This is a genomic window from Streptomyces sp. NPDC057486 (genome assembly GCF_042802415.1).
GTDB lineage: Bacteria > Actinomycetota > Actinomycetes > Streptomycetales > Streptomycetaceae > Streptomyces > Streptomyces yanii.
Genome location: NZ_JBHVEE010000167.1, coordinates 1 through 20,527, shown reverse-complemented (window position 1 = coordinate 20,527; position 20,527 = coordinate 1). Strand labels below are relative to the sequence as shown.

At 68.6% G+C, this 20,527-nt stretch carries 16 protein-coding genes and 3 pseudogenes; 6 read left to right on the top strand and 13 right to left on the bottom strand.

The genetic code is table 11. The features are described from left to right. Positions 1-643 precede the first annotated feature (643 nt). Together ACFU6I_RS42520 and ACFU6I_RS42515 are read left to right on the top strand one after the other, a co-directional pair. Positions 644-1,363, top strand: a complete 720-nt coding sequence (locus tag ACFU6I_RS42520) for a helix-turn-helix domain-containing protein (protein ID WP_384378080.1) — start codon at positions 644-646, stop codon at positions 1,361-1,363. 95 nt (positions 1,364-1,458) lie between these two features. Next, on the top strand, positions 1,459-2,013 hold the full coding sequence (locus tag ACFU6I_RS42515; RefSeq protein WP_384378077.1) for a dihydrofolate reductase family protein: 555 nt from the start codon (positions 1,459-1,461) through the stop codon (positions 2,011-2,013). 430 nt (positions 2,014-2,443) lie between these two features. On the opposite strand, the gene ACFU6I_RS42510 is transcribed toward ACFU6I_RS42515, so the two are convergent. Then, positions 2,444-3,328 carry a SpoIIE family protein phosphatase gene (locus tag ACFU6I_RS42510; protein ID WP_384378089.1) on the bottom strand — a complete coding sequence of 295 codons (885 nt, stop codon included), beginning with the start codon at positions 3,326-3,328 and terminating at the stop codon, positions 2,444-2,446. A 435-nt stretch (positions 3,329-3,763) separates the two neighbouring features. Next, on the bottom strand, positions 3,764-4,147 hold the full coding sequence (locus ACFU6I_RS42505) for a hypothetical protein (protein ID WP_384378074.1): 384 nt from the start codon (positions 4,145-4,147) through the stop codon (positions 3,764-3,766). A 193-nt stretch (positions 4,148-4,340) separates the two neighbouring features. On the opposite strand from ACFU6I_RS42505, the gene ACFU6I_RS42500 reads away from it, so the two are divergent. From ACFU6I_RS42500 to ACFU6I_RS42490, 3 genes and pseudogenes are all read left to right on the top strand, one after another. After that, positions 4,341-4,739: a DUF5959 family protein gene (locus tag ACFU6I_RS42500; protein WP_384378071.1), complete on the top strand. Its 399-nt coding sequence runs from the start codon at positions 4,341-4,343 to the stop codon at positions 4,737-4,739. Between the two features lie 85 nt (positions 4,740-4,824). Beyond that, positions 4,825-5,547: a hypothetical protein gene (locus tag ACFU6I_RS42495; RefSeq protein WP_384378069.1), complete on the top strand. Its 723-nt coding sequence runs from the start codon at positions 4,825-4,827 to the stop codon at positions 5,545-5,547. Between the two features lie 50 nt (positions 5,548-5,597). Next, positions 5,598-5,766: pseudogene (locus tag ACFU6I_RS42490) on the top strand (IS5/IS1182 family transposase); the annotation flags it as partial. A 71-nt stretch (positions 5,767-5,837) separates the two neighbouring features. Here ACFU6I_RS42490 and ACFU6I_RS42485 read toward each other — a convergent pair. The 10 genes and pseudogenes from ACFU6I_RS42485 to rfbB all read right to left on the bottom strand — a co-directional run bounded on the left by ACFU6I_RS42485 (position 5,838) and on the right by rfbB (position 14,306). Next, entirely contained in the window at positions 5,838-6,320 is a 483-nt protein-coding gene (locus ACFU6I_RS42485; RefSeq protein WP_384378066.1) for a hypothetical protein, read from the bottom strand. A 186-nt stretch (positions 6,321-6,506) separates the two neighbouring features. Beyond that, positions 6,507-7,376 (bottom strand): xanthine dehydrogenase family protein molybdopterin-binding subunit, encoded by an 870-nt coding sequence (locus tag ACFU6I_RS42480; RefSeq protein WP_384378086.1) that lies wholly within the window; start codon positions 7,374-7,376, stop codon positions 6,507-6,509. Between the two features lie 27 nt (positions 7,377-7,403). Then, a pseudogene (locus ACFU6I_RS42475) lies at positions 7,404-7,958 on the bottom strand (molybdopterin cofactor-binding domain-containing protein); the annotation flags it as partial. Next, positions 7,918-8,115, bottom strand: a pseudogene (locus tag ACFU6I_RS42470) (transposase); the annotation flags it as partial. The pseudogenes ACFU6I_RS42470 and ACFU6I_RS42475, both read right to left, overlap by 41 nt. A gap of 10 nt (positions 8,116-8,125) precedes the next feature. After that, positions 8,126-9,346: an FAD-dependent oxidoreductase gene (locus ACFU6I_RS42465; RefSeq protein WP_384378063.1), complete on the bottom strand. Its 1,221-nt coding sequence runs from the start codon at positions 9,344-9,346 to the stop codon at positions 8,126-8,128. Further along, a complete protein-coding gene (locus tag ACFU6I_RS42460) occupies positions 9,343-9,912 on the bottom strand; it encodes a TetR/AcrR family transcriptional regulator (protein ID WP_384378060.1) in 570 nt (189 codons plus the stop codon). The genes ACFU6I_RS42465 and ACFU6I_RS42460 overlap by 4 nt, the downstream gene beginning before the upstream one ends. Positions 9,913-10,403: 491 nt before the next feature. Next, positions 10,404-10,724, bottom strand: coding sequence for a hypothetical protein (locus ACFU6I_RS42455; RefSeq protein WP_384378083.1), 321 nt, complete (start codon positions 10,722-10,724; stop codon positions 10,404-10,406). 481 nt (positions 10,725-11,205) lie between these two features. Next, a complete protein-coding gene (locus tag ACFU6I_RS42450) occupies positions 11,206-11,802 on the bottom strand; it encodes a TlpA family protein disulfide reductase (protein WP_384378057.1) in 597 nt (198 codons plus the stop codon). Between the two features lie 624 nt (positions 11,803-12,426). Next, positions 12,427-13,212, bottom strand: coding sequence for a thioesterase II family protein (locus ACFU6I_RS42445; protein WP_384378054.1), 786 nt, complete (start codon positions 13,210-13,212; stop codon positions 12,427-12,429). A gap of 95 nt (positions 13,213-13,307) precedes the next feature. Further along, the gene (gene rfbB / locus ACFU6I_RS42440; RefSeq protein WP_384378051.1) at positions 13,308-14,306 is read right to left on the bottom strand and encodes a dTDP-glucose 4,6-dehydratase; all 999 of its coding nucleotides are present in this window, start codon (positions 14,304-14,306) and stop codon (positions 13,308-13,310) included. A gap of 288 nt (positions 14,307-14,594) precedes the next feature. Here rfbB and ACFU6I_RS42435 point away from each other — a divergent pair, with 288 nt between their 5' ends. Next, positions 14,595-17,435 (top strand): AAA family ATPase, encoded by a 2,841-nt coding sequence (locus ACFU6I_RS42435; RefSeq protein WP_384378048.1) that lies wholly within the window; start codon positions 14,595-14,597, stop codon positions 17,433-17,435. A 71-nt stretch (positions 17,436-17,506) separates the two neighbouring features. On the opposite strand, the gene ACFU6I_RS42430 is transcribed toward ACFU6I_RS42435, so the two are convergent. Next, on the bottom strand, positions 17,507-20,527 hold a 3,021-nt coding region (locus tag ACFU6I_RS42430; RefSeq protein ID WP_384378045.1), incomplete at its 5' end, for a type I polyketide synthase.

Genomic DNA, 20,527 nt, shown 5'->3' with positions numbered 1-20,527 from the left:
GTGGTAGACGGCACACTGATCCCGGTCCACGACCAGCGGCGCACCGCGAAGAGCAAAAACTATCGGCGCAGCGTCAACGTGCAGGTCGTCTGCAGACCTCAAGCTCGACATCCGGTAAACGAGGCACCCGCCGCAGCAGGGCACGTTCTCACCGGCATTACGTGATAGCTCTTAGGCCTACGACCTCAACGAGCGGCTCCATCATCCGTGGCGACGGGGGCAGCGGGCCTCACGTTCCCCACCCGCAAGCCCTGCCCGCTCCCCCAGCGACAGATCCCGCCGAATCGCGCGATGCAGCGTCGGAATCGACGGCGGCGGTTCACCCTCGACCCGCGCCGCGCGAGCGGTCAGCTCACGGTGGACGGCGCCAACGTTGCCCCTCCACAGCCCGAGCAGAGCCCGGACCTCCGAGGTGACCGTGAACCGCCCGTAGAACCGGCCCGCTCCCCCGGCGCCGCGGCCGCAGACTCATCCTGCTCGGCGGCGGCCAGCCACCGCCACACCGCACGCCCCCGCACACCCAACGCCTCGGCCATTGAACTCACATACCGGGTGAAGAGCCCTCATCCCGAGGGTCGTCGTCCGGTGGGCTGTCAGACTGACGGTCCGGACCGGGGTATGTGGCCGTATGAGGGGGACCGGGTTGGGTTTGGTGATTGAGAGCCGACCGTCGGAGCTGCTGTACATCGAACGGGTGTGGCGCAGCTGCAGCGACGACGTCAGCCGGATGATGTCGGTCGCAACATCACACTGGGAACTGGTGTTCTGGGAGCACCATGGTCAGGTACGGGCGGCTGTGCTGGGTCCGGAGCCGAGGGCATGCCGGGCGCCGGTCCCCGGGGACGCCGTCTTCTTCGGGATCAGTTTCGCGCTGGGTACGTCGATGCCGCACCTTCCGGTCAGCCGGCTGGTGGGCGGCAATGCGGCGATCCCCGACGTGACGCGGCGTTCGGTATGGCTGAAGGGGTCGGTCTGGCACGTTCCCGACTACGACAACGCCGAGGCGTTCGTATTGCGGATGGTGCGCGAGGGCATCGTGGACTTGGACCCGGTCGTGCCCGCTGTGCTCGACGGCGCCTGCCCGGACGTCTCCGATCGCACCCTGCAGCGGCGCTTCGTCGCGGCGACCGGCCTGACCCGGGGCGCCATCAGGCAGATCCACCGCGCCCGCCAGGCGGCGGTGCTGATCCAGGAGGGGGTGTCGGCCCAGGAGGTCGTGCACCGGCTGGGGTACTTCGACCAGCCGCACCTGGCGCGGTCCTTGAACCGGTATGTCGGGCGGACGGCCACTCAGCTGAGCGCCCCGGACACAGCGGAGCCGCTGTCGCTTCTGTACAAGACCTGGCCCTTGGCCCCCGCCTAGTGTTCATGACGTAGCCGACGGGGTCGGCTCATCCCGCCCGGGGCGCCGTCCGGGCCGGGGTGCGCGGAAGACCCCGGACTCATCGTGGAGGAATCATGCGCAAGGTTGTTTCGGGTCTGTTCGTCTCGCTCGACGGTGTCGCCCAGTCGCCGAACGAGTGGCAGTTCGAGTTCGACGAGGAGATGGGAGCGGCGCTGGCCAACACGCTGGAGACGGCCGACACGATCCTGCTGGGCAGGGTGACGTTCACCGAGTGGGCCGGATACTGGCCGACTGTGACCAGTGGTGAGGACGCCGGTTTCGCAAAGTGGATCAACGAATCGCCCAAGTACGTCGTCTCCTCGACGCTGGACAGTGTCGAGGACTGGGCGAACAGCACGCTGATCAAGGGCGATCTGGTGGCTGCGGTCAACGGGCTCAAGGCGGGCGAGGGCAAGGACATCACCGTCGCGGGCAGCCCGACGCTGGTGCGCTCGCTGCTGGAGCAGGACCTGCTGGACGAGCTGGTGCTGCTGATCCACCCGGTGGTGGCCGGCGAGGGTCGCAAGAAGCTGTTCGCCAACGACGCCGCGCTGAAGAAGCTGCGGCTGGTGAGCGCCCAGCCGACCAGCAGCGGGGTGATCATCGCGACCTACCGCCCGGCGCGATGAGCCGGTGCGAACCGGGCGCGGGCGTCGAGCGGCGGCCCAACGCCGTCACCGAGGCGTTCAGTTCCCGCGACCGCGCGGGCACCTACCTCGACTTCGGATGGCGAGCGCGGCCTGGTCGTCGTCGGCCTCGGCCGGCCGCAGGACGCGCTCGCCCTCACGGACAAGGTGGACGATGCGCTTGAAGGTCTGCCGCCGACCCGGGTCGCACCGACCCGGATCAACGCCGCGCGCACAGCTCGACCTCGGCGACCGTGACGGCGCGCTGGACCCCCCAGATGGCCCGTATCCATCCCATGGGCCGTGAAGTACTGCGCGTGACCATCGGGGCGGTGCCGCTGAGGCCGTCCCACGGAATCGGCCCGCATGCAGATCTGAGGGGCTGACACGAAAACCGGCTCTGTCTCTGCCGCCCCCGGAAGGTAGGAAAATCTCAGGCCGTGGTGGTGGGCCGGTCGGGTCCGGGTGTGTGCTCGGCCCAGATGGTCTTGCCGTGGTGGTTGTGGCGGGTTCCCCAGCGTTCGGCGAGTTGAGCGACGATGAACAGTCCGCGCCCGTTTTCGTCGAAGGTGCGGGCCCGGCGCAGGTGTGGCGAGGTGCTGCTGCCGTCGGCGACCTCGCAGACAAGGCTGCCGGCGTGGTGGATCAGGCGCAGTTGGATGGGGGGTTGGGCGTGGCGGATGGCGTTGGTGACCAGCTCGCTGACGATGAGTTCGGTGGTGGGGGCGGCGTCCGTCAGGCCCCAGGCGGTCAGTTTGTCCGCGATGTGGGTGCGGGCGTGGGAGACAGCGGCAGGGTCGGCCGGCAGGTCCCAGGTGGCGACGTTTCGGGTGTCCAGGGCGTGGGTGCGGACGGCGAGGACAGCTACCTCGTTGTGGGGAGAGTGAAGCAGGGCGTCGAGGGCGGAGCGGCAGGTGGCATCAAGGCAGGACTGGGGCCGGGCGAGTGCGCTGAACAGCTCCTCGCCGCCGGGTTCATGGGCGCTGGTGCCGGTGCCGGTGTCGATGTCGGTGTCGGTGTACACCAGGAGCAGGCTGCCTTCGGGGAGATCTATCTCAGTGGCTTCGAAGGGCAGGTCTGCGTGTCCCAGGGGTGGGCTTTCGGGCAGGTCGATGACTGTGACCATGCCGTCGGGTGTGATGACGGCGGGTGAGGGGCTTCCGGCGCCGGCGAGTGTGCAGCGGGAGGAGGCGGGATCGTAGACCGCGTACAGGCATTGGGCGGTGACAGTGCTGGGGTGGGTGTCGGGGCGGAGCCCGGCCAGGACGTCGTCGAGATGGGTGAGCAGTTCCTCGGGTTGCAGATCGACGTCGGCCAGGGTGCGTACCGCGGTGCGGAGTTCGGAGGCGGTGGCGTCGGCGCCCGGCCCGGCCGGCCTCCACCGTGCAGGGAGTGGGGCTCTCCGCCATGCACGAGCGCGCAGACCTCATCGACGCGCGACTCACGCTCCGCAGCGTTCCCAGGAAAGGCACCACCGTCGTTCTTAGCGTGCCTCTTGCCCCTTGACGCGAGGGTCATGCACAACCGTCAGGCGGAGCTCTTGGCACGGAGTAGCCCCTCCGGACGTCCCCACGGGCGCGCCCAGCGGCGACGGGAGGATCGCTGACCATCAGCACCTGTATGGGGACCTGGCTCCGCCTTCGGGCTGGTGAGGGCATGCGAAAGGGTGCCTCGCGCCCCTGCGTCACGTTGATTTGGCCCCACCCCGAGACGCTGCGAACTGGGTGCGTGATGCCGACCGACCACCAGGGGGTCAGGGCGTCGCCGCACGGAAGAGGGCGAGGAGGGCCTGAGCCGGCGGAGTGTCCGCGTCGAAGAACTGCGTGGCCAGCGAGGTCGGGACGGCTGTTCCGTGCATGCGGATCTCGTGGCAGCTGAAGCAGAACGCCGCCTCGAAGAGGGCCAGATCGAGGGACTCCTCATACGCGCGAATGCTCCAGCCCGGTGAAAAGCCACAGCGGTGCTGTTCGCCGCTGGGCGGGGACCCGATCAGGGTCAGGGCGTTGGCTGCTTCGTTCCCAGCCCAATAGGCGACCGCTTTGCCGGGGTACGGGGCGCCCCGTTCGATCGGGAGGGCAGAGATCCGTACGACCTCGATCAGCACGGTGGCGGCCACGGCTTCGGCGGGGATCTGCATGAGGACAGTCTCCCCGCCGAACCGGTCGGCCGGGTCTGCTCGGATCTTGTCCGGCCTGCAGTCAAGCCGACCCTGCCGAGCTGCACGTAGTCCCCTCTGAGTCCCCTCTAAGAACTCCTACCGAAATGCCCTGGTTGGAGCAGACCTGTGCTTCCTGCATGATGGCTTGGAAAGATCTTCTTGAGGAGCGGGCGTGGCCGAGGGTAAAGAGATGGAGCTGCTTCATCTGACCGACCATGAGAACAGTGTCGTGATCAGAGTGCTGGGTCGGCGCGGGCCGGACGGGCTCGACGCCGAGGTCGTCGTGACGAGCAGCTTCTGCAACGGCCGGCTCGGTCTCCACCTCTCGTCCAAAGACCTCGACGACTGGGTGAAGGCCCTGGACGATCTGGCCCTCGGCCGGAGCATCTGCTGGATGACCGACCTGCGCAACCCTGAGATCAACATCGAGTTCAACACCCAGTTCTCGGTTCCCCTGATCACTGTGGAGGACGTTCAAGGATCGGGGACGGCAATGGCTGTGCCGGTGGATCTTCCGGACGGCTGGATCAACGAGCAGCGCGAGCGCCTTGAACACGTCCGTCAGTTGTAGCCGATCCGAACGTTCGGCGCCCTGCCAGCCAGTCACAGCGGCCCCAACTTCGATGGTCGCAGAGCCACGCGGCATGATGACCTCCGTGACGAGCAGCGCGGAGATGCACCCTGACCGGATCCCCGGCTACGACGGCGGCCCCTTCACTCACCGCCCCGAGCTCTTGGACGAGAGCCTGTTCTGGCTCGGCCACCTGCACAGCTACGCCCAGAGCGAGGACGCCGAGGAACTGCTGCTCAGCGCTGACGACGAGGAGGCAGCGGACCTTCAGCGCCAGTTGCTGGAAGGGGACGAGTGGCCCGTGTTCACCGTGCCGCTTGTCGGCGGCCACCGCCTGTACGTGGTGTACCGCGCCTTCGAGGAGGACGAAGGCATCGACTACCTCCTGCACCACCCCGACTGGGACCACGCCGAACACCTCGCACAGGACGAAGGGCACTTCATGGGCCCAGCCCTCTCCTGGGCCGAGCTGACCACCGCAGCGGACAACGGTCTGCCCGGCGGCAGCACCACCGATCCGCATGCCCGGCTGCTGCTCCTGCTGCCCGCATTCGGCGATGACGCTGTGCCCGAGGGCGCCGTCGACCGCCTGGCGGCAGCGCTTCGCGCCTGCACTCAGGTCGAGGCCCCCGATCGGCTCGCAGCCGCCCTGCTTGAGGACCAGGGACTGTGCGGTCCCGTGCGCTGGACCACAGCCGAGCGTGGCTACTGGATCAACAACGGCGGCCTGTCCTTCCGCAACCCCGCCAACCGATACGCCTGGCCTGCCGCACGTCTGGCTCGTGTGAGTGCCGCGCTGGCCCCCTGATCCGCACAGCCGAGTGCAGCGGCCAGACGGCCGCTTGGGGTGATCTTGCGATGCCTGGTGTGATTACGGCGTCGCGGCCTTCCTGGACAGCCCCGTTCACCGGGTTGAGCCCGCGGCAGTTCGGCAAGCTGATCACCACGCTGCGGCGCGAGGGTGCGAGACCCGGTGCACAGGCCCCGGCCGTGGCGTCTGCGGTTGGAGGACCGGGTGCTGTTGATCGGGACGCTCAACGGCAGCAGAAACTAGGCAGGAGGGGCGAAAGGGTTCCCGCCGGGTACCGGTGGACTACCTCACCAGGCCCTCGGCGGCGGGCCAGGGGCCCAATCAGGTCCGCGGTGATACAGCCACCATCTGCCGATGACGTGGAACTTCTCCTCGAAGGTGCGATCCCAGTTGAGGAACCCTGTGATCGGCGCCCGCAGGCGTGTACGGCGGCCGCCCGCTTCGTAGATCACGACGGTTCGGGCCCCGAAGAAGGACTCGACCTGTATGGCCTGCACGTCGGCCCAGGGAATGGTCCGGCGGGTCAGGTTGTGCACGACGGCCGCTGACTGCGTGAGAGTGATCCCGAACGGCCGCAAGGCGATCAGCAGCACGAACGGCAGCACGACTGACGTGAGTGGAGGACCAACCGGCCCCCCGTCCAACCAGATCGACACCTGGAAGGCCGGCATGATCACAGCGGCGGGCAGCATGGGCAGCAAGCGTTGAAGGGGCGTCAAGCGGTAGCGGATGCACTCCGGCGGCAAGCCCTGGCTCTGCGGTCGCCCCATCGACCATCCCCACCATTCCCATGCAGCCACGGCTGCGCGTGATCGTCCACGAAGTCTGGCGATGCTGTGCCGCGTTGTACACCCCCCAACCCGTATCTCGAAAGCCGATGTGCGGCCGGGGGCCAGCGGAGCTCTTAGGTGGTCTCCACTACTGGTCGAGGGCGGCGACCTGGTCCAGGTTGCGCCTCAAGTACCCCCGCTGCCGTTCGCGCTTCTTGGCGCTCGCCCAATTTTCCTGGTGGAAGCGGACATTGGCCGGGCCCACACCAGTCCGCCGATCAACTGGGAGCGGGCGGTGCGCTCGTTGACGACCGCGCCGACGCTGTAGACACCGGTCGCGCGGCGCAGCCGCAGCAGGCCGAGGTCCGGGTCGACACCTACCTCGATGAACATGGCGCCGAAGGTGCGTGAGGAGACACCAGGCGCTCCCGCGTCGGCGGACGCGCCGCCGGGCAGCACCATCTCGCCGTTGCCGACCACCTCGTCGAACCCAGCCGTGCGCAGGATGTCGGCGTATGACCGACGTTGGTCGCGCCAGGTGAGGGCGCCGGAGTCGGCGCGCACCTCATCGGTCGGCCAGGACGTCACGTCGGCGAGCTGGCGCAGGACGTCGTCGTCGGCCAGGTGGACAGCGGTGCCCATGGCGATCGTGGTGCCCGACCCGTAGGCAGGACCGGCGTACGGCAGGTCCGTGTCGCCTGAGATCCCCTTGACGGAACTGATGTCGATGCCGAGGGTCTCCGCGGCGATCTGCGGGAAGATCGTGGTGGAACCCGCGCCGATGTCCGTGTAGCCGGCCTCGACCTTTGCGGCGCCGTCGCCCCGCAGCCGCACCCGGGCGTTGGAGGTGAACCGGAACTGGCCCTGCGTGCAGTCGGCCATGCCGCAACCGATGAGCCAGTGCCCGTCGCGGGTGCCGCCCTTGGGTCGGTCCCACCAGCCGAAGCGGCGGGCACCCTCCTCGTACGCTTTCCTGAGCTTCTTCGAGGACCATGGCGTGCCGTCGGCGGGGTGGCTCTCGGCGTAGTTGACCAGGCGCAGCGTCAGCGGGTCCATGGACACGGTGTGGGCCAGTTCGTCCATCGCGGAGCCGAGCGCCCAGGTGCCGGGGCCGTCGATGGGGGAGCGCATGAACGACGGCAGGTTGATGTGGCCGCGCCGCACCCGCTGGCTGGTGGAGATGTTCGGGGAGGCGTACAGCGCTTTGGAGGGCACGGAGCCGAACTCGACATAATCGTCGGTGATGGCGGTGACGTTGTCGACTTCGTGGACGACCGCCTGGAGTTAGCCGCTTTCGTTGGCGCCCAGGGAGACGCGGTGCTCCATCAGCGGCTGGTAGCCGACGATGCTGTACATGTCCTGGCGGGTGAGCACCAGCTTCACCGGCCTGCCGACGGCCCTGGCGGCCTGGGCGGCGAGGATCTCGTGCGGCCAGATGAACGCCTTGGTACCGAAGCCGCCGCCGGTGTGCTGAGCGATCACCCGCACCTTGTCGGCGGCGATGCCGAAGGTCGCGGCCAGGGCGTCTCGCACCGCGAACACGTGCTGGACGGAGTCGTGGACTGTCAGCCGGCCGTCGTGCCACTCGGCGACGATTGCGTAGGACGTAAACGATGCCCCGCAAGGCAGCGCGGTCATCCGCCGGCAACCGACCTGGGTACCGTCGACGCCGCGGTGGGCGAGGAGGGAGCAACGGCGCAACACGTTCCCACAGGTCATCAGGCACAAGATCATCCGACACTCGAAGAACTCTGCCGCCATCAAGCCCAACTGCTAAGCCCACACGCCAAATCATTCCGACATGATCAGTCGGCGAAGACCGCTCTGCGCAGCGGGCCGATCGCGCCGCAGGTGCGGAAGAAGCCGCGAGCCGTGCCGCGCAGCGCCCTGCTCCTGGCCGTGGCCAGGGTGAGGTAGCGCAACGCGGTGCCGACGGACGCGAATCCGTCCACCAGCATCCGGCTCTCGTACTCGCGCACCGCGACGGGTAGCGCGATTTCCCCGCTGCACACCCGGACCAGGGCGTCGCGCAGCAGGTGCGCGTCGTGCAGAGCGGCGTTGCCGCCGAGCCCGCCGACCGGAGGCATGAAGTGAATGGCGTCGCCGAGCAGTGTGACGTTCGTGGTGTCCCAGTGCTTTGGCTTCCGCGCGGCGGCGAAGTCGAACCGCTGCACGGTGGCGGCGGGTGTGTCCGTGATCACCCTGCGCAGGTCGGGATGCCAGTCGGCCGTCCGGCCGGCAACGGCCGAGCGCAGGTCCGGGCCGGAGCCGGAGTTCAGCGTGGCACGCAGCGCGTCCCGGTGCGACACGTGCGCCCACATCAGATAGTCCTCGTCCACCGGTTCGGTCTCGGTCTCGCGGCGGCGGAACACTGCGGTGAACAGGAAATCCCGCTTCGGCAGGACCATGTTCTTGCCGCTGAGCAGTTCCGGCGGCAGCCAGGCCAGGTTCGCCTCGGTGAGCGGAAGCTTGCCGCCGATGCCGACACCAGGCGCGTCGGTGGTGCGCGCGTCCGGCAGGAACTGTCGGCGCACCCGGGATCGGCTGCCGTCCGCGCCGACCAGCAGATCGCCCGTTGCCGTGCTGCCGTCCGCGAACGACGCGACAACCCGACCGTCCGGCAGTTGTTCGTAGCCGACGAATTCCTTGTCGAACTCGACGATGTCATCCAGGCCGTGCAGTAGCAGGCGGCGCAGGGTGATCCGGCTGACCGCGTGCGTTGCCTCCGCCGGATCGGGCGCGAGCACGTCGTCCTCGCGCATCAACTCGTGCAAGTGCTCGGTGAACACACCCATGCCGCGACCGGGATCGCCGGACGTGGCGATCAGCCTGTGCCACAGATCCTGAGGCAGACAGGCCTGTAACGCTCTGCTGCCGACGGGTTCGATGTTCAGGCGATAGCCCTGCAACCGGGCGTCGGGCGTGGTGTCGCGTTCGTACACAGCGACGTCAATGCCCGCGCGACGCAATCCTTGGCCGAGGCAGAGCCCGCCGATGCCGCCGCCGATCACGATGATCCTGGTCATGTCGAAGATCCTCTGCTGAGCAGCATGTCCAGTTGGGCGAGAACGGATGCGGCGTGATCTGGGTCGAGGCTGGCGCCCTTGGCCAAAGCGATTACCAGCTTTGCCGCGACGACCGGGTCGACGCCGTCCGGCCAGGCGTGCTCGGCGGCGCCGTCGGTGAAGACCGAGGTGAGCGAGGCCTGCCAGCCGCGCTCGTTGGCCGCGATGGCCTCGGCGAGTTCCGGGTCACGCAACGCGGCCAGGTCGATCTCGCGCAGTACCACGTGCAGGTCGGGATGCTCGGCGATCATCCGGCCGAGCGTGGCGAAGTGTGCGTGCAGCTTCTCCCGTGGCGTACCCGTCGCGGGTGTCGCGTTCCAGAACTGCCGGGTCGCGTGGTCGACGACCGCGCTGACCAGATCCCGTTTGGTGGGGAAGTGGTGGTGGATCGTGGAGTGGTCGATGCCGACCGCGTTCGCCACCTCGCGCAATCGCAGCCCGCCTAGACCCTTGGCCGCGATCTGCTCGTATGCCGCGATCACCAGCGCTTCCTTGCGCTCCGCCCCGCGGGGACGCTCGTCGGCCACCGTCGGCCTCCTCTCCACCAACCACTTGGTGGATTGGAGCGTACACACTGTCACGATGTCAACCGGCCCCCTCGGACGGCCCAGAGACGGCCCGGCGGAAGCCTCACGTCGCTTCTTATGGTGAGGTGCCCGCTTTTTGGGGCGAAACGGCCATAGAGTTACCGGACTGTTTGTCCACGGAGGGGGAACTCGGTGAGCGCAGAGCAGTGGTCACGGATCGTCTACATCGCTCTTGGGGTGTTATCAGTCGCAGTGTGGATATGGGTGGCGATCGCCCTGTTTTAGCCGGGAGTTGCTTCGGCGCGCGTGATGACGGCCCCTTATGCCGACGCGCCCCGGTCCGTTGTCTCCTGGAAAAGGTTCCGGAGCTCGCCGAGCGTGGGACCACGGCGCACGGCGGTGGATCGTCCATGGGATAGGGCCACCTGCACTTCGCCGTTGAACTGTCCTTTTATCAACGAGAGTTGCACGGTGAACCGCCTGCTGCGCAGTTAGGCGGCGCCGGGACCGTCGAGGAAATGAAGAAGCACGGCCGCCTCCGCGCGGAGCCGTGCAGCCCGGTCAGCGTGCGCGGGCGTGGTCAACTGCGCTGCAACCTCCAGTCGCTCGGCAGCCTCCGCGCGCACGACATCCACCACACTGCGCTCGCTCAGCTCACGCCGCACTGCTTCGGTGGCGCCGACACCAACCGGCGACTGCTCAAGGGCCAGGCCGCGGAGCTCAGCTTCGCCCACGGGCACCGCCTCAGCGTTGTCCAGCGCAGCAAGCGTTGCGCGCAGGGCACTCACCGCTGCCTTGTCACGGGCGCGCATCGCTTCCGGCAGTGCTTGACGCATACGAAGACGTAGAGACATGCCTGCGACCTTATGGCGGCGCCCCCGAACCCACAACGCGATATACGTGCAGCACCAGACTCCCCACCAAGTGAGGCGCTTCGCCCCCAACAAGATTGCGAAGTCGGACTGGAGTACCAGCCGGGGCTTGGAAGTTGTGCCGTACAGCTGCCTCCAGAGCCAGGACGCGCCGGCGTGGCCGTACGCCTGAAAATGGTTCGCGAGGCGGCTCAGGGTCGCGGTGCCGGCGAAGGGCTGTCCCGTAATCCCTGGCGGGCGCACGACGACAGCTACGGCACCTCGCCGCGTTGTCGGAACGCCCGAATACGCCCAGTATAAGGACGGCCCTCCGCCTTGCGATGCACCGCATCTGACGCCGCACGCTGTTCCTCCAGGGATTATGGGAAAGCCCTGAGGATCGATCGATTCGAGTGGGGATTGCACTCGAGAGGTCGATTAATCAGCTCTCCTTGATCAGCGGGTCGATCATCTCATGCAGCTTGTTGTCATCGATCGAACCGAGCGCCCTGGCTGCTATCTTTCCGTTTCGGTCCAGAATGACGGTGGATGGGATGGACTGAAGGCTCACCGTACCCTTGGGGAATCCTGAAAGAAGCAGTTTTCCAGTCGGATCGTACAGGCTCGGGTATGCCATATCGAAGTCTTCTTCAAATGCCTTGGACAGACTCTTGTTTCCGTCGCGGGCATTGATTCCAACGAATTCGACACCCTTGGTCTTCATTTCCTTGGCGATCTTGTTGAAGTATGGGGCTTCGGCTCGGCACGGCGGGCACCAGGAACCCCAGGCATTGATCACGACGATCTTTCCTTGGAAATCGGCGACGTCAAGGTGCTTGCCTTGAAGGGTCTCGCCCTTGAGGGGGCCGACAGGCTTCCGGTCCCCCGCGGCAACCGTTGACATGCCGCCCGTGCTCGTTACGTAGTTCGTCTGACCACCGCCTCCGGACTTGCCGCTGCCACAGGCGGACAGAGAGAGCGATCCAAGAGCGACGATCGCGGTCAGTGCGATTGCACGGGAGGCGGGCCTGAGAATCATGTGATGAGTTTCCCATGAGCCCGTGGAGAGAAGGTCACCCTGAAGTTCCCCGGCGGAGTGGACACTCAACTTCTATGCTGCGAGGGTGATGTGACGACTGTAGCTCAGGCGCATCTCGTGGTGTGTGAGGAAGCCGAGCGTCGAGTGCAGCCGAGGATGTCGCAGAGCGCGGCCAGCACTACAGCGCCAGATCGCCGACTGCCTGGAGTCCCCCGAAGCTCTCGCGGTCCGCGCCACGAACGCCCGCATCCGACGCGTTCGCAACACAGCCCAGGCGGGCCGAGGTGGAGGTCGGCGCGTATCTCGTAGCGGACCCGCAGGCGTTTGAACTGGTTGGGCCAGGCGATTGGGGCGGCCGCGCGGTGAGGTGCGCGCCGTGGGGCGAGTCCTGTTCCGCGCGACCGCCGGCCGCGAAAATGCTGCGTGCCGAGTTCACGTCGCGGGTCTTCAGCCGGGCTTCCGGCCAGCTCTCGGCAACGACCCAGTGCGAATGCCGGCCCTCTGCCGGCCGGACTCGTTCCCGTCGAACTCCCGGACGGCGGAAGCATGAGTCCTGACCGTACTCGGAATCCGCGGTTGCGCTGGCGATCGGGAACGGAGTCGTCGGGACGTCGTTGATGACGACTACGTCGCCGACGCAGGAGAAGCAGTCGTGGCGGTGAGCCAGGCGGTGGCCATGTCGGTGAGGGCCTTTGCCACCGCGGCAGCCTGGTCCGAGAGGTAGAAGTGATCGCCCGGAAAGATGCGAGCGGTGAATGTGCCCGTGGTGTGGTCCTGCCAAGCCCTGACATCATCCGTCGGCGCCAGGGGATCGTCGTCCCCGGCCATGGCAACCACAGGGCAGTTCAGCGCTGTGCCGGAGCGGTGACGATAGTTCTCCACCGCCTTGTAGTCGGCTCGGACAGCCGGCAGGAGGATGCGCAGCAGCTCGTCCTCCCCGAGCACCTGCGTCGCGGTGCCGTTGAGCTTGCGCAGCTCGGCCAGCAGCCGGTCGTCGTCGTGGAGGTGAACGAACTCCCTGCGCTGACGGGAGGGGGCGCGACGCCCCGAGACGATGATGCCGAGGGGCCCGGTGCCGCTCTCCTCGAGCCGCAAGGCGACCTCGAATGCCAAAGTGGCGCCCAGGCTGTGGCCGAACAGGACGATCGGCCGGTCGATGCACGGCCGCAGGGCCTCGGCCGACCGGTCGGCCAGCTCTTCCATGCTGTCTATGCACGGTTCGTGGCGGCGGTCCTGCCGCCCCGGGTACTGGATTCCGAGCACGTCGAAGGCCGGGGCCAAGGTCCGGGAGAGGGGGAAGAAGTAGCTCGCCGATCCCCCGGCGTGCGGGAAGCAGGCGAGGGTCAGTGGGGCCTGAGGGGAGGGGTGGAAGCGACGCACCCACTGGGCTGACGCTGCGGGGACCGTCATCGTCTCGGCACCTTTTCTCTCCATGCGGCCGTGTCACCGCGTCCGGCTGTCCACGGTGAGCCAGGCGGCGGCGCGGTGCGACCCCTACCCACCCCTTACCAGGAGCCCTCGACCGTGGGACGACGCTCCTTCAGCGGCTCCCACCAGTCCCGGTTCTCGGCATACCAGCGGATCGTCTCCCTGACCCCCTCGTCGAAGGGGACCTGCGGCTGCCACCCCAGCTCGCGACCGGCCTTGCTGGAGTCCAGCAGGTAACGCCGGTCGTGGCCGGGGCGGTCGGGGACCCATTCCTTCATGGTGGAGGGCAGGCCCAGTTCGTCCAGTACGAGGTCGGCCAGCTGCTCCACGCTCGCCTCGACTCCCGTTCCGACGTGGTAGGTCTCGCCCGTCCTGCCCTTGAGCAACGCCGCCTCGACGGCCCGGCAGTGGTCGAGTACGTGGATCCATTCGCGGCGGTTGTCGCTCGACTTGTACAGCGGCAGCGGCTGCCCGTCCAGCGCCCGGGTGGCGAACAACGGCAGTACCTTCTCCGGGAACTGGTGACTGCCGTAGTTGTTCGCGCAGTTGGTGATGGTGACGGGCAGACCGAAGGTCTCGTGGTAGGCGCGCACGGCGTGGTCGGCGCCGGCCTTGCTGGCGTTGTAGGGAGTGCGAGGCCGGTAGGGACTGCTCTCGGAGAAGGTCTCCGTGGAGCGCAGCGAGAGGTCGCCGTACACCTCGCAGGTCGAGATGTGGTGGAAGCGTTCCACCTTCGCCTCCCGGCACACCTCCAGGAGGTGCTGGGTGCCGACCACGTTGGTGTGGAAGAACCGCCCGGGGTCGAGCACCGCGAGGCTGTTGTGGGACTCCGCGGCGAAGTTGACCACGATCTCCGTCCTGTGCTCGTCCAAGAGCCGCCGGACGAACGGGGCATCACCGATGTCGCCGCGCGCGAAGACGATGTCGTCGTGCACGTCCGCGAGGTTGGTGACGCTTCCCGCGTAGGTCAGCGCGTCCAGTGCGACCACGGTGTCCCCGGGGTGCTGCCCGAGCCAGTGCCGCACGAAATGCGAGCCGATGAAGCCTGCCGCGCCGGTCACCAGGAGTGAGGTCATGGCGCACACGCTAGCGAGATCCCGGTCGCACGTCCCCGGGTGCCGCGATTCATAGGGGCGGCGAGGCCGAGGGCGGGGTTCCCGTGCTGCGGAACAGGGGTTGGCCACCGGGCTCTCTCCCATCCGGGGGCTACTACGTGAATGTAGCATTCCGCTCGCAAGAAGTAACCTCCGGAAACTCTTTTACCCCCCTTGTATGCGTGATACACTCGCAAACTTCCGGCAAAGTACACCATATGCACAGGTAAAAGAACGCCCTGAAATTCGGCAATTAATTTGCCGCCCGGTATGCAAAGTTGGAATTCTCGGGGGGAAGATCCTTCAATGTCAATGGGGAAAAAAGAGGCGCTGGAAGTTCTGAGCTCATCGCTCACTCATGCTCAAGAGGGCTGTGGGCGTTTAGTGTTGGTGACAGGGAGCCTGACCTCCGGAAAGACCACACTGCTTCAACAATTCTCCGAGATTTCCGAAGCCTCTGGCGCGACCGTTCTCAGCGCTACGGGGTCCCGAGCCGAGCGCGATCTCCACATGGGGGTCGTCTGGCAACTTGTACACAGCACACCGATATCCCCGGAGACAGTGCGTCGATTTTCCCGGCTCATCAGAGTGGAAACCTCCGGAGAAAACGATACCGAATCCCTCTCGGGTGGACTCAGGCAGGACGACGTTCTCGCCTTGCACAGCCTGAGCTCGTCCCTCCTGACACTGGCACGCTCCCGTCCCGCCGTCATCATTGTCGACGACCTCCATTTCGCCGACAACGCCTCCTTGCAGGCGCTGCTGTTCCTCCAGCGCCGGCTGCGGTCGGCGCGGGTCCTGGTGGTGCTCTCCTCGTGGGACAGACCCGGGTACGTCGGCCCGGCGGTCCAGACCGAGCTGATGCGCCAGCCGCACCGCCGCATCGTTCTCGGCCGGCTGTCGACCGACGAGATCACCGAACTCGTCATGGAGTCGGACCACCGGGATCTGCCCTCGGCGACCGATCTCTCCGTCGCCTTCCGGTGTCTCAGCGGCGGCAACCCCCTACTGGTCCGCGCCCTTCTCGACGACAATGCACCGGCCGTCGCGGACGAGAGGTCCGGGGACGCCCGGCACCCCCTGGTGGGCGAAGCCTTCCAGCAGGCCGTGCTGGACTGTCTGCACCGCTGGGACCCGGCGTTGATGAAGGTGGCCCGCGGTCTCGCCGTGCTCGACGACCACGCCACACCGGAACTGATCGGGCGTCTGCTCACCATGCAACCCGACACGGTCGCCCAGATGCTGGCCATCCTGGAGAGAGCGGGGCTGCTGCACCAGGGGCGCCTCAGCAGTCCCGAGATCGCCGCCGTCGTACGCGGAACGCCCTTGGGAGAGGAGACCACACGGCTGTACTCCCTCGCCGCAGAACTGCTCTACGAACACGGCGCCATCGCAAGGGATGTCGCCCGCTGCCTCGTCAGCGCCGGCAAGGTGCCAGGGCCCTGGGCGCTGCGCGCATTGCGGCAAGCGGCCGATCAGGCCTTGGCCGACCACGACGTGGACTCCGCGGTCCGCAGCCTGGAACTGGGACTTCGCGCATCCGGCCAGGGGCCGGACGCCCTGAAGTTCCGGGCGGCCCTGGTGCATGTGGCGTGGCGGGTCAACCCCTCCGCCGCGGCACCGCACATCTTCCCCCTGCACGACGCGCTGAACCGCGGCCAGTTGCGCTCGGACGACACCGTTCCACTCATCCGTCACCTGCTGTGGCAGGGCGACCGGGCGATGGCCGCCCGCCTTCTGCAGTCCATCGCCTCCTCCCCCGAGGCGGGACGGACGGTGGGGCTTCCCGGTCTCCGGATCGCCCACGAGTGGATCTATGGCGCACCGTGCGAACCACCGACGGACGAATCCGCCGTCTCCCCCGCCAGGAGCAGGGCGAAGGGACCGGCAGTGGGTCCCCAGCTGCGCGAATGCCCGACGCTGAGCACGCTGTGGCGGTACGGGACGAGTGACGCGCTGCTCAACAGCGCGGAGCACATCCTGCAGGGCCGGCTCTACGACACCATTCCCGAGACGGCGGCGATGGCGCTCCTCGTGCTGCACCACGCGGGCCATCGCAAGCAGGCGGAGTACTGGCACAGCGTCCTGTCCGCGGAGGCGACCCGGCTGGACGCGCCCACCTGGCAGGCCGTGCTGGCCAGTGTCGGCGCCGACATGGCGATGCGGCACGGGGATCTGGCGCGCGCGGCAACGCTGGCCCGTGAGGCGCTGAACCGGCTCCACTGTCAGAGCTGGGGCGCGGCGATCGGCTTCCCGCTGTCCACGCTGATCCTCGCCGAGACGGCCATGGGCCGGTACGAAGAGGCGTCGAAACTGCTCGACATGGTGGTGCCCGAGGCCGTGTTCGACACCGTCTCCGGACTGCACTACCTGTACGCGCGGGGGCACTACAGCCTCGCCGTCGACCGGGTACTCGCGGCACTGGGCGACTTCGAGCGGTGCGGCGCGCTCATGCAGGAGTGGGACATCGACTACCCGGCGCTGGTGCCCTGGCGCGGGGGCCTCGCCCAGACACAGCTGCGGCTGGGACGCGCCAAGGAGGCTGCCGAGCTGGTCACCCAGCAGCTCGACCGGATTGGCCCGTCCGACTGCGCCCGCACGCGCGGGGTCTCACTGCGGGTGCTTGCGGCCGCCAGCCCGCTGAAGGAACGATTTTCCCTGCTGCAGGAGGCCGTCAGGCTGCTGGAGCAGAGCGAGGACCGCCTGGAGACGGCACGGGCCCTCAACGACATCAGCCAGGTGCACCACGCGCTCGGCGACCTGGGCCGGGCCCGTCTGGTGGCCCGGCGGGCGACGCAGGAGGCCAAGGCCTGCAACACCGAGGTCGTCCATCCCCTGCAGGTCATCCGGGTGCCGAAGCAGGCAACCCGAAGGCAGCCAGAGGCTCCGACCCACGAGGCGGCGGAGGTGCTGGCCCTGAGCGAGGCCGAGCGGAAGGTCGCGACGCTGGCCGCCTACGGCCACTCCAACCGCGAGATCGGGCGCAAGCTGTACATCACGGTGAGCACGGTCGAGCAGCACCTGACTCGCGTCTACCGGAAGCTCAACGTGCGACAGCGGGCGGACCTGCCGTCCGAACTCACCCGCTCCAGCTGCGACGTACGGCCGTAGGAAGCCGGACGGTCACACCGGGAGGGCCGGGCGCGACGCCCCGGCCCTCCCGCTTTCTCGGCGCCGGCTCCTCACCCGGAGGCCTCCAGCTCGTCGTCGAGGATCTCGAAGAGTTCCTCCGCGGTCGCCTCCTCGATGTCGTCCCGCGACTCCCCGTCCGTGCCGGCCCCTCGGGCCAGCGCGGCGGCGAGCGACCTCATACGGGCGGCGAGCCCCTCACGCTGCTCCGCGGTGAGGGGGGTGTCCGTCAGGGCCGACTCCAGGGCCGTGAGCCGGGCTTCGGGTGAGAGCGCCGCCGCGTCCTCCGTCGGGTCGGTGCCACCGAGGTCGGCCTGCAACCGCTCGGCCACCGCGACGGCCGAGGGATGGTCGAAGATCAGCGTGGCCGGCAACCGCTGCCCGCTGACCGTCTCCAGACGGTTGCGGAACTCGATCGCGGTGAGCGAGTCGAAGCCGAGTTCCAGCAGTCCACGCTCCGGGTCCACCATCTCCTTCCGCTCGTGGCCGAGCACCGCGGCAGCGGTCGAACACACCAGGTCCAGGACCGCCCTGTCACGTTCCTCCCCCTTCAGGGTCAGCAGCCTGGACCGGACCGCCTCACCGTCGCCCGCCTCCGTACGGCGCCGGACGGGCGCTACCAGGCCGCGCAGCATGGCCGGTACGCCCTCGGGCGCGCGGGCCACCCCCGACAGGTCCAGCCGCACCGGCACCAGGGCCGGCTCGTCCGAGCCGAGTGCCTGGTCCAGCAGTGCGAGCCCGTCCTCGAAGGACAGGCCGCGCACACCTGAGCGGGCCATCCGGACGAGATCGACCTCCGGCAGAGCGACGGACATGCCGCCGTCCGACCACAGCCCCCAGGCCAGGGACACCACCGGCAGCCCGAGCGCCCGGCGGTGATGGGCCAGTGCGTCGAGGTACACGTTGGCGGCGGCGTAGTTGGCCTGCCCTGCCGCGCCGAGCGTGCCGCCCGCCGAGGAGAAGAGCACGAACGCGGACAGGTCGAGATCGAGGGTGAGTTCGTGCAGGTTCCAGGCCGCGTCGACCTTGGGACGCAGCACCGCGTCCATGCGCTGCTCGGTCAAGGCCGTCAGCACCCCGTCGTCGATGACCCCGGCGGTGTGCACGACCGCCGTCAACGGCCGGTCCTCAGGCACCTTTCCCAGCAGCTTGCGGAGGGCCTCCCGGTCTGCCACGTCGCAGGCCGCCACGGTCACCTCGGCACCGAGTTCGGTGAGCTCCGCGCGCAGTTCGGGCGCTCCCGGGGCGTCCAGGCCCCGGCGGCCGACGAGCAGCAGGTGCCGGACACCGTGCTCGGTGACCAGGTGCCGTGTGACGAGAGCGCCCAGCACTCCGGTCCCGCCCGTGACGAGGACGGTGCCCGCCGGGTCGAAGCCGGGTGCGTCGCTGGCGGGCAGCACCGCGGCCCGGGCCAGACGGGGCACGCGGATTACGCCGCCGCGCACCGCCAGACCGGGCTCGTCGGTGTACGCGGCGGCGCGGACGGCCATCGCGAGGAGGCCCGGGTCCGCTGCCCCGTCCGCCTCGTCGACGTCGAGCACCGCAAACCTGCCGGGGTACTCCAGTTGCGCCGTGCGCACCACTCCCCACACCGCCGAGCTCGTCAGGTCCGGCACCTTGTCCGCGGGTCCCGCCGCGATCGCGCCACTGGTGACGACGACCAGCCGGGACTGCGCGAACCGATCGTCGGTCACCCAGTCCTGCGCCAGCTCGAGGAACGCGTTCGCCGAGGTGCGGGCGGCGGACGCGGTGTGCGCGTCCGGTCCTTCCACGGCGGCACGGCAGACGAGGAGCACCACGTCCGGGACATGGTCCCCCGCGTCCGCGGCGAGGGAGGCCCAGTCCGGGTAGCCGCGCACCCGCCCGCCCGTCGACTCGACCGCCGGGCCGAGCCCGGGGAGGCCGTCGCCCAGGACGGCGCAGTCCCGGACGGGCGGCAGGCCGCCGCCCGGTGTCCAGGGGGTCCACTCGACGCGGAACATCGCGTCGTCGCCGACTGGACGCGCGCTCGCCACCTGGCCGTCGGTGACGGGACGCAGGGCGAGCGACCCCACCGTGACCACCTGGCGGCCCTGCAGGTCCGTCGCGCTGAGCGACACGGCGTTCTCCCCTGCCGGTGAGAGCCGCACCCGCAGCGCGTCCGCGCCCGCGGCGTGCAGCGTGACCTCCGACCAGACGAACGGCAGGACCGGCCGGTCCGCCATGGCCTCGGTGAGCCCCAGCGTGTGCAGGGCGGCATCGAGCACGGCGGGGTGGAGGCCGAAGCCTTCGGTGGAGATCGCCCCGGACTCCGGGTCCTCCGGCAGCCCGACCTCGGCGAAGACCTCGTCACCGTGCTTCCAGACCCGGCGCAGGCCGCGGAAGGCCGGGCCGTAGTCGAATCCCTGCTCCACCAGCCGCTCGTAACGGTCCGAGATGTCGATCTCCGCCGCGCCCTGCGGAGGCCACACCTCGTGGACGGGTTCCGGGTCGGTCTGCCCGTCCACGGTGGCGGCCAGCCGGCCCGTCGCGTGCCGTGTCCAGGAGGCGTCGCCGAACCGGTCGGTCTCGCGGCGCGAGTGGATGGACACCGGCCGTCGACCCGTCTCGTCGGCGGCACCGACCGTCACCCGGACCTGAACCTCGTCATCCTCGGACAGTACGTGCAGCGACTCGAGGGTGAGCTCCTCCAGCATCCCGCATCCGACCTCGTCACCGGCGCGGATCACCAGTTCCACGATCGCCGTGCCGGGGAGCACCACTGATCCCTGGATGCGATGCCCCGCCAGCCAGGGCTGGGAGCGCAGCGACAGCCGACCGGTGAGGACGACCGCGTCCGAGTCGGGCAGTTCGACCACCGCGCCCAGGAGAGCGTGGTCGGGCGATGCCTGACCGACCGCTGCCGCCCCGGCGTTGGGAGCGACGCCGACCACGTCGGTCCAGTACCGCCTGCGTTGGAAGGGGTAGGTGGGGAGGTCCGCGCCCGGGACTCCGGTGCGACCGTGGAACACCGGCCAGTCCACGTCCGCTCCATGGACGTGGAGCAGTGCGACGGCCTCGGCCAGAGCGCGGGGCTCCGCCCGCTTCGGCCGCAG

What these genes read in the sequence shown, in the direction of transcription:
- ACFU6I_RS42515 (WP_384378077.1), top strand. Translation starts at nt 1,459, where the DNA reads ATGCGCAAGGTTGTTTCGGGTCTGTTCGTCTCGCTCGACGGTGTCGCC.
- ACFU6I_RS42505 (WP_384378074.1), bottom strand. Translation starts at nt 4,147, where the DNA reads ATGCAGATCCCCGCCGAAGCCGTGGCCGCCACCGTGCTGATCGAGGTC.
- ACFU6I_RS42485 (WP_384378066.1), bottom strand. Translation starts at nt 6,320, where the DNA reads ATGGGGCGACCGCAGAGCCAGGGCTTGCCGCCGGAGTGCATCCGCTAC.
- ACFU6I_RS42480 (WP_384378086.1), bottom strand. Translation starts at nt 7,376, where the DNA reads ATGGACCCGCTGACGCTGCGCCTGGTCAACTACGCCGAGAGCCACCCC.
- ACFU6I_RS42465 (WP_384378063.1), bottom strand. Translation starts at nt 9,346, where the DNA reads ATGACCAGGATCATCGTGATCGGCGGCGGCATCGGCGGGCTCTGCCTC.
- ACFU6I_RS42455 (WP_384378083.1), bottom strand. Translation starts at nt 10,724, where the DNA reads ATGCGCGCCCGTGACAAGGCAGCGGTGAGTGCCCTGCGCGCAACGCTT.
- ACFU6I_RS42450 (WP_384378057.1), bottom strand. Translation starts at nt 11,802, where the DNA reads ATGATTCTCAGGCCCGCCTCCCGTGCAATCGCACTGACCGCGATCGTC.
- ACFU6I_RS42445 (WP_384378054.1), bottom strand. Translation starts at nt 13,212, where the DNA reads ATGACGGTCCCCGCAGCGTCAGCCCAGTGGGTGCGTCGCTTCCACCCC.
- rfbB (WP_384378051.1), bottom strand. Translation starts at nt 14,306, where the DNA reads ATGACCTCACTCCTGGTGACCGGCGCGGCAGGCTTCATCGGCTCGCAT.
- ACFU6I_RS42435 (WP_384378048.1), top strand. Translation starts at nt 14,595, where the DNA reads ATGCAAAGTTGGAATTCTCGGGGGGAAGATCCTTCAATGTCAATGGGG.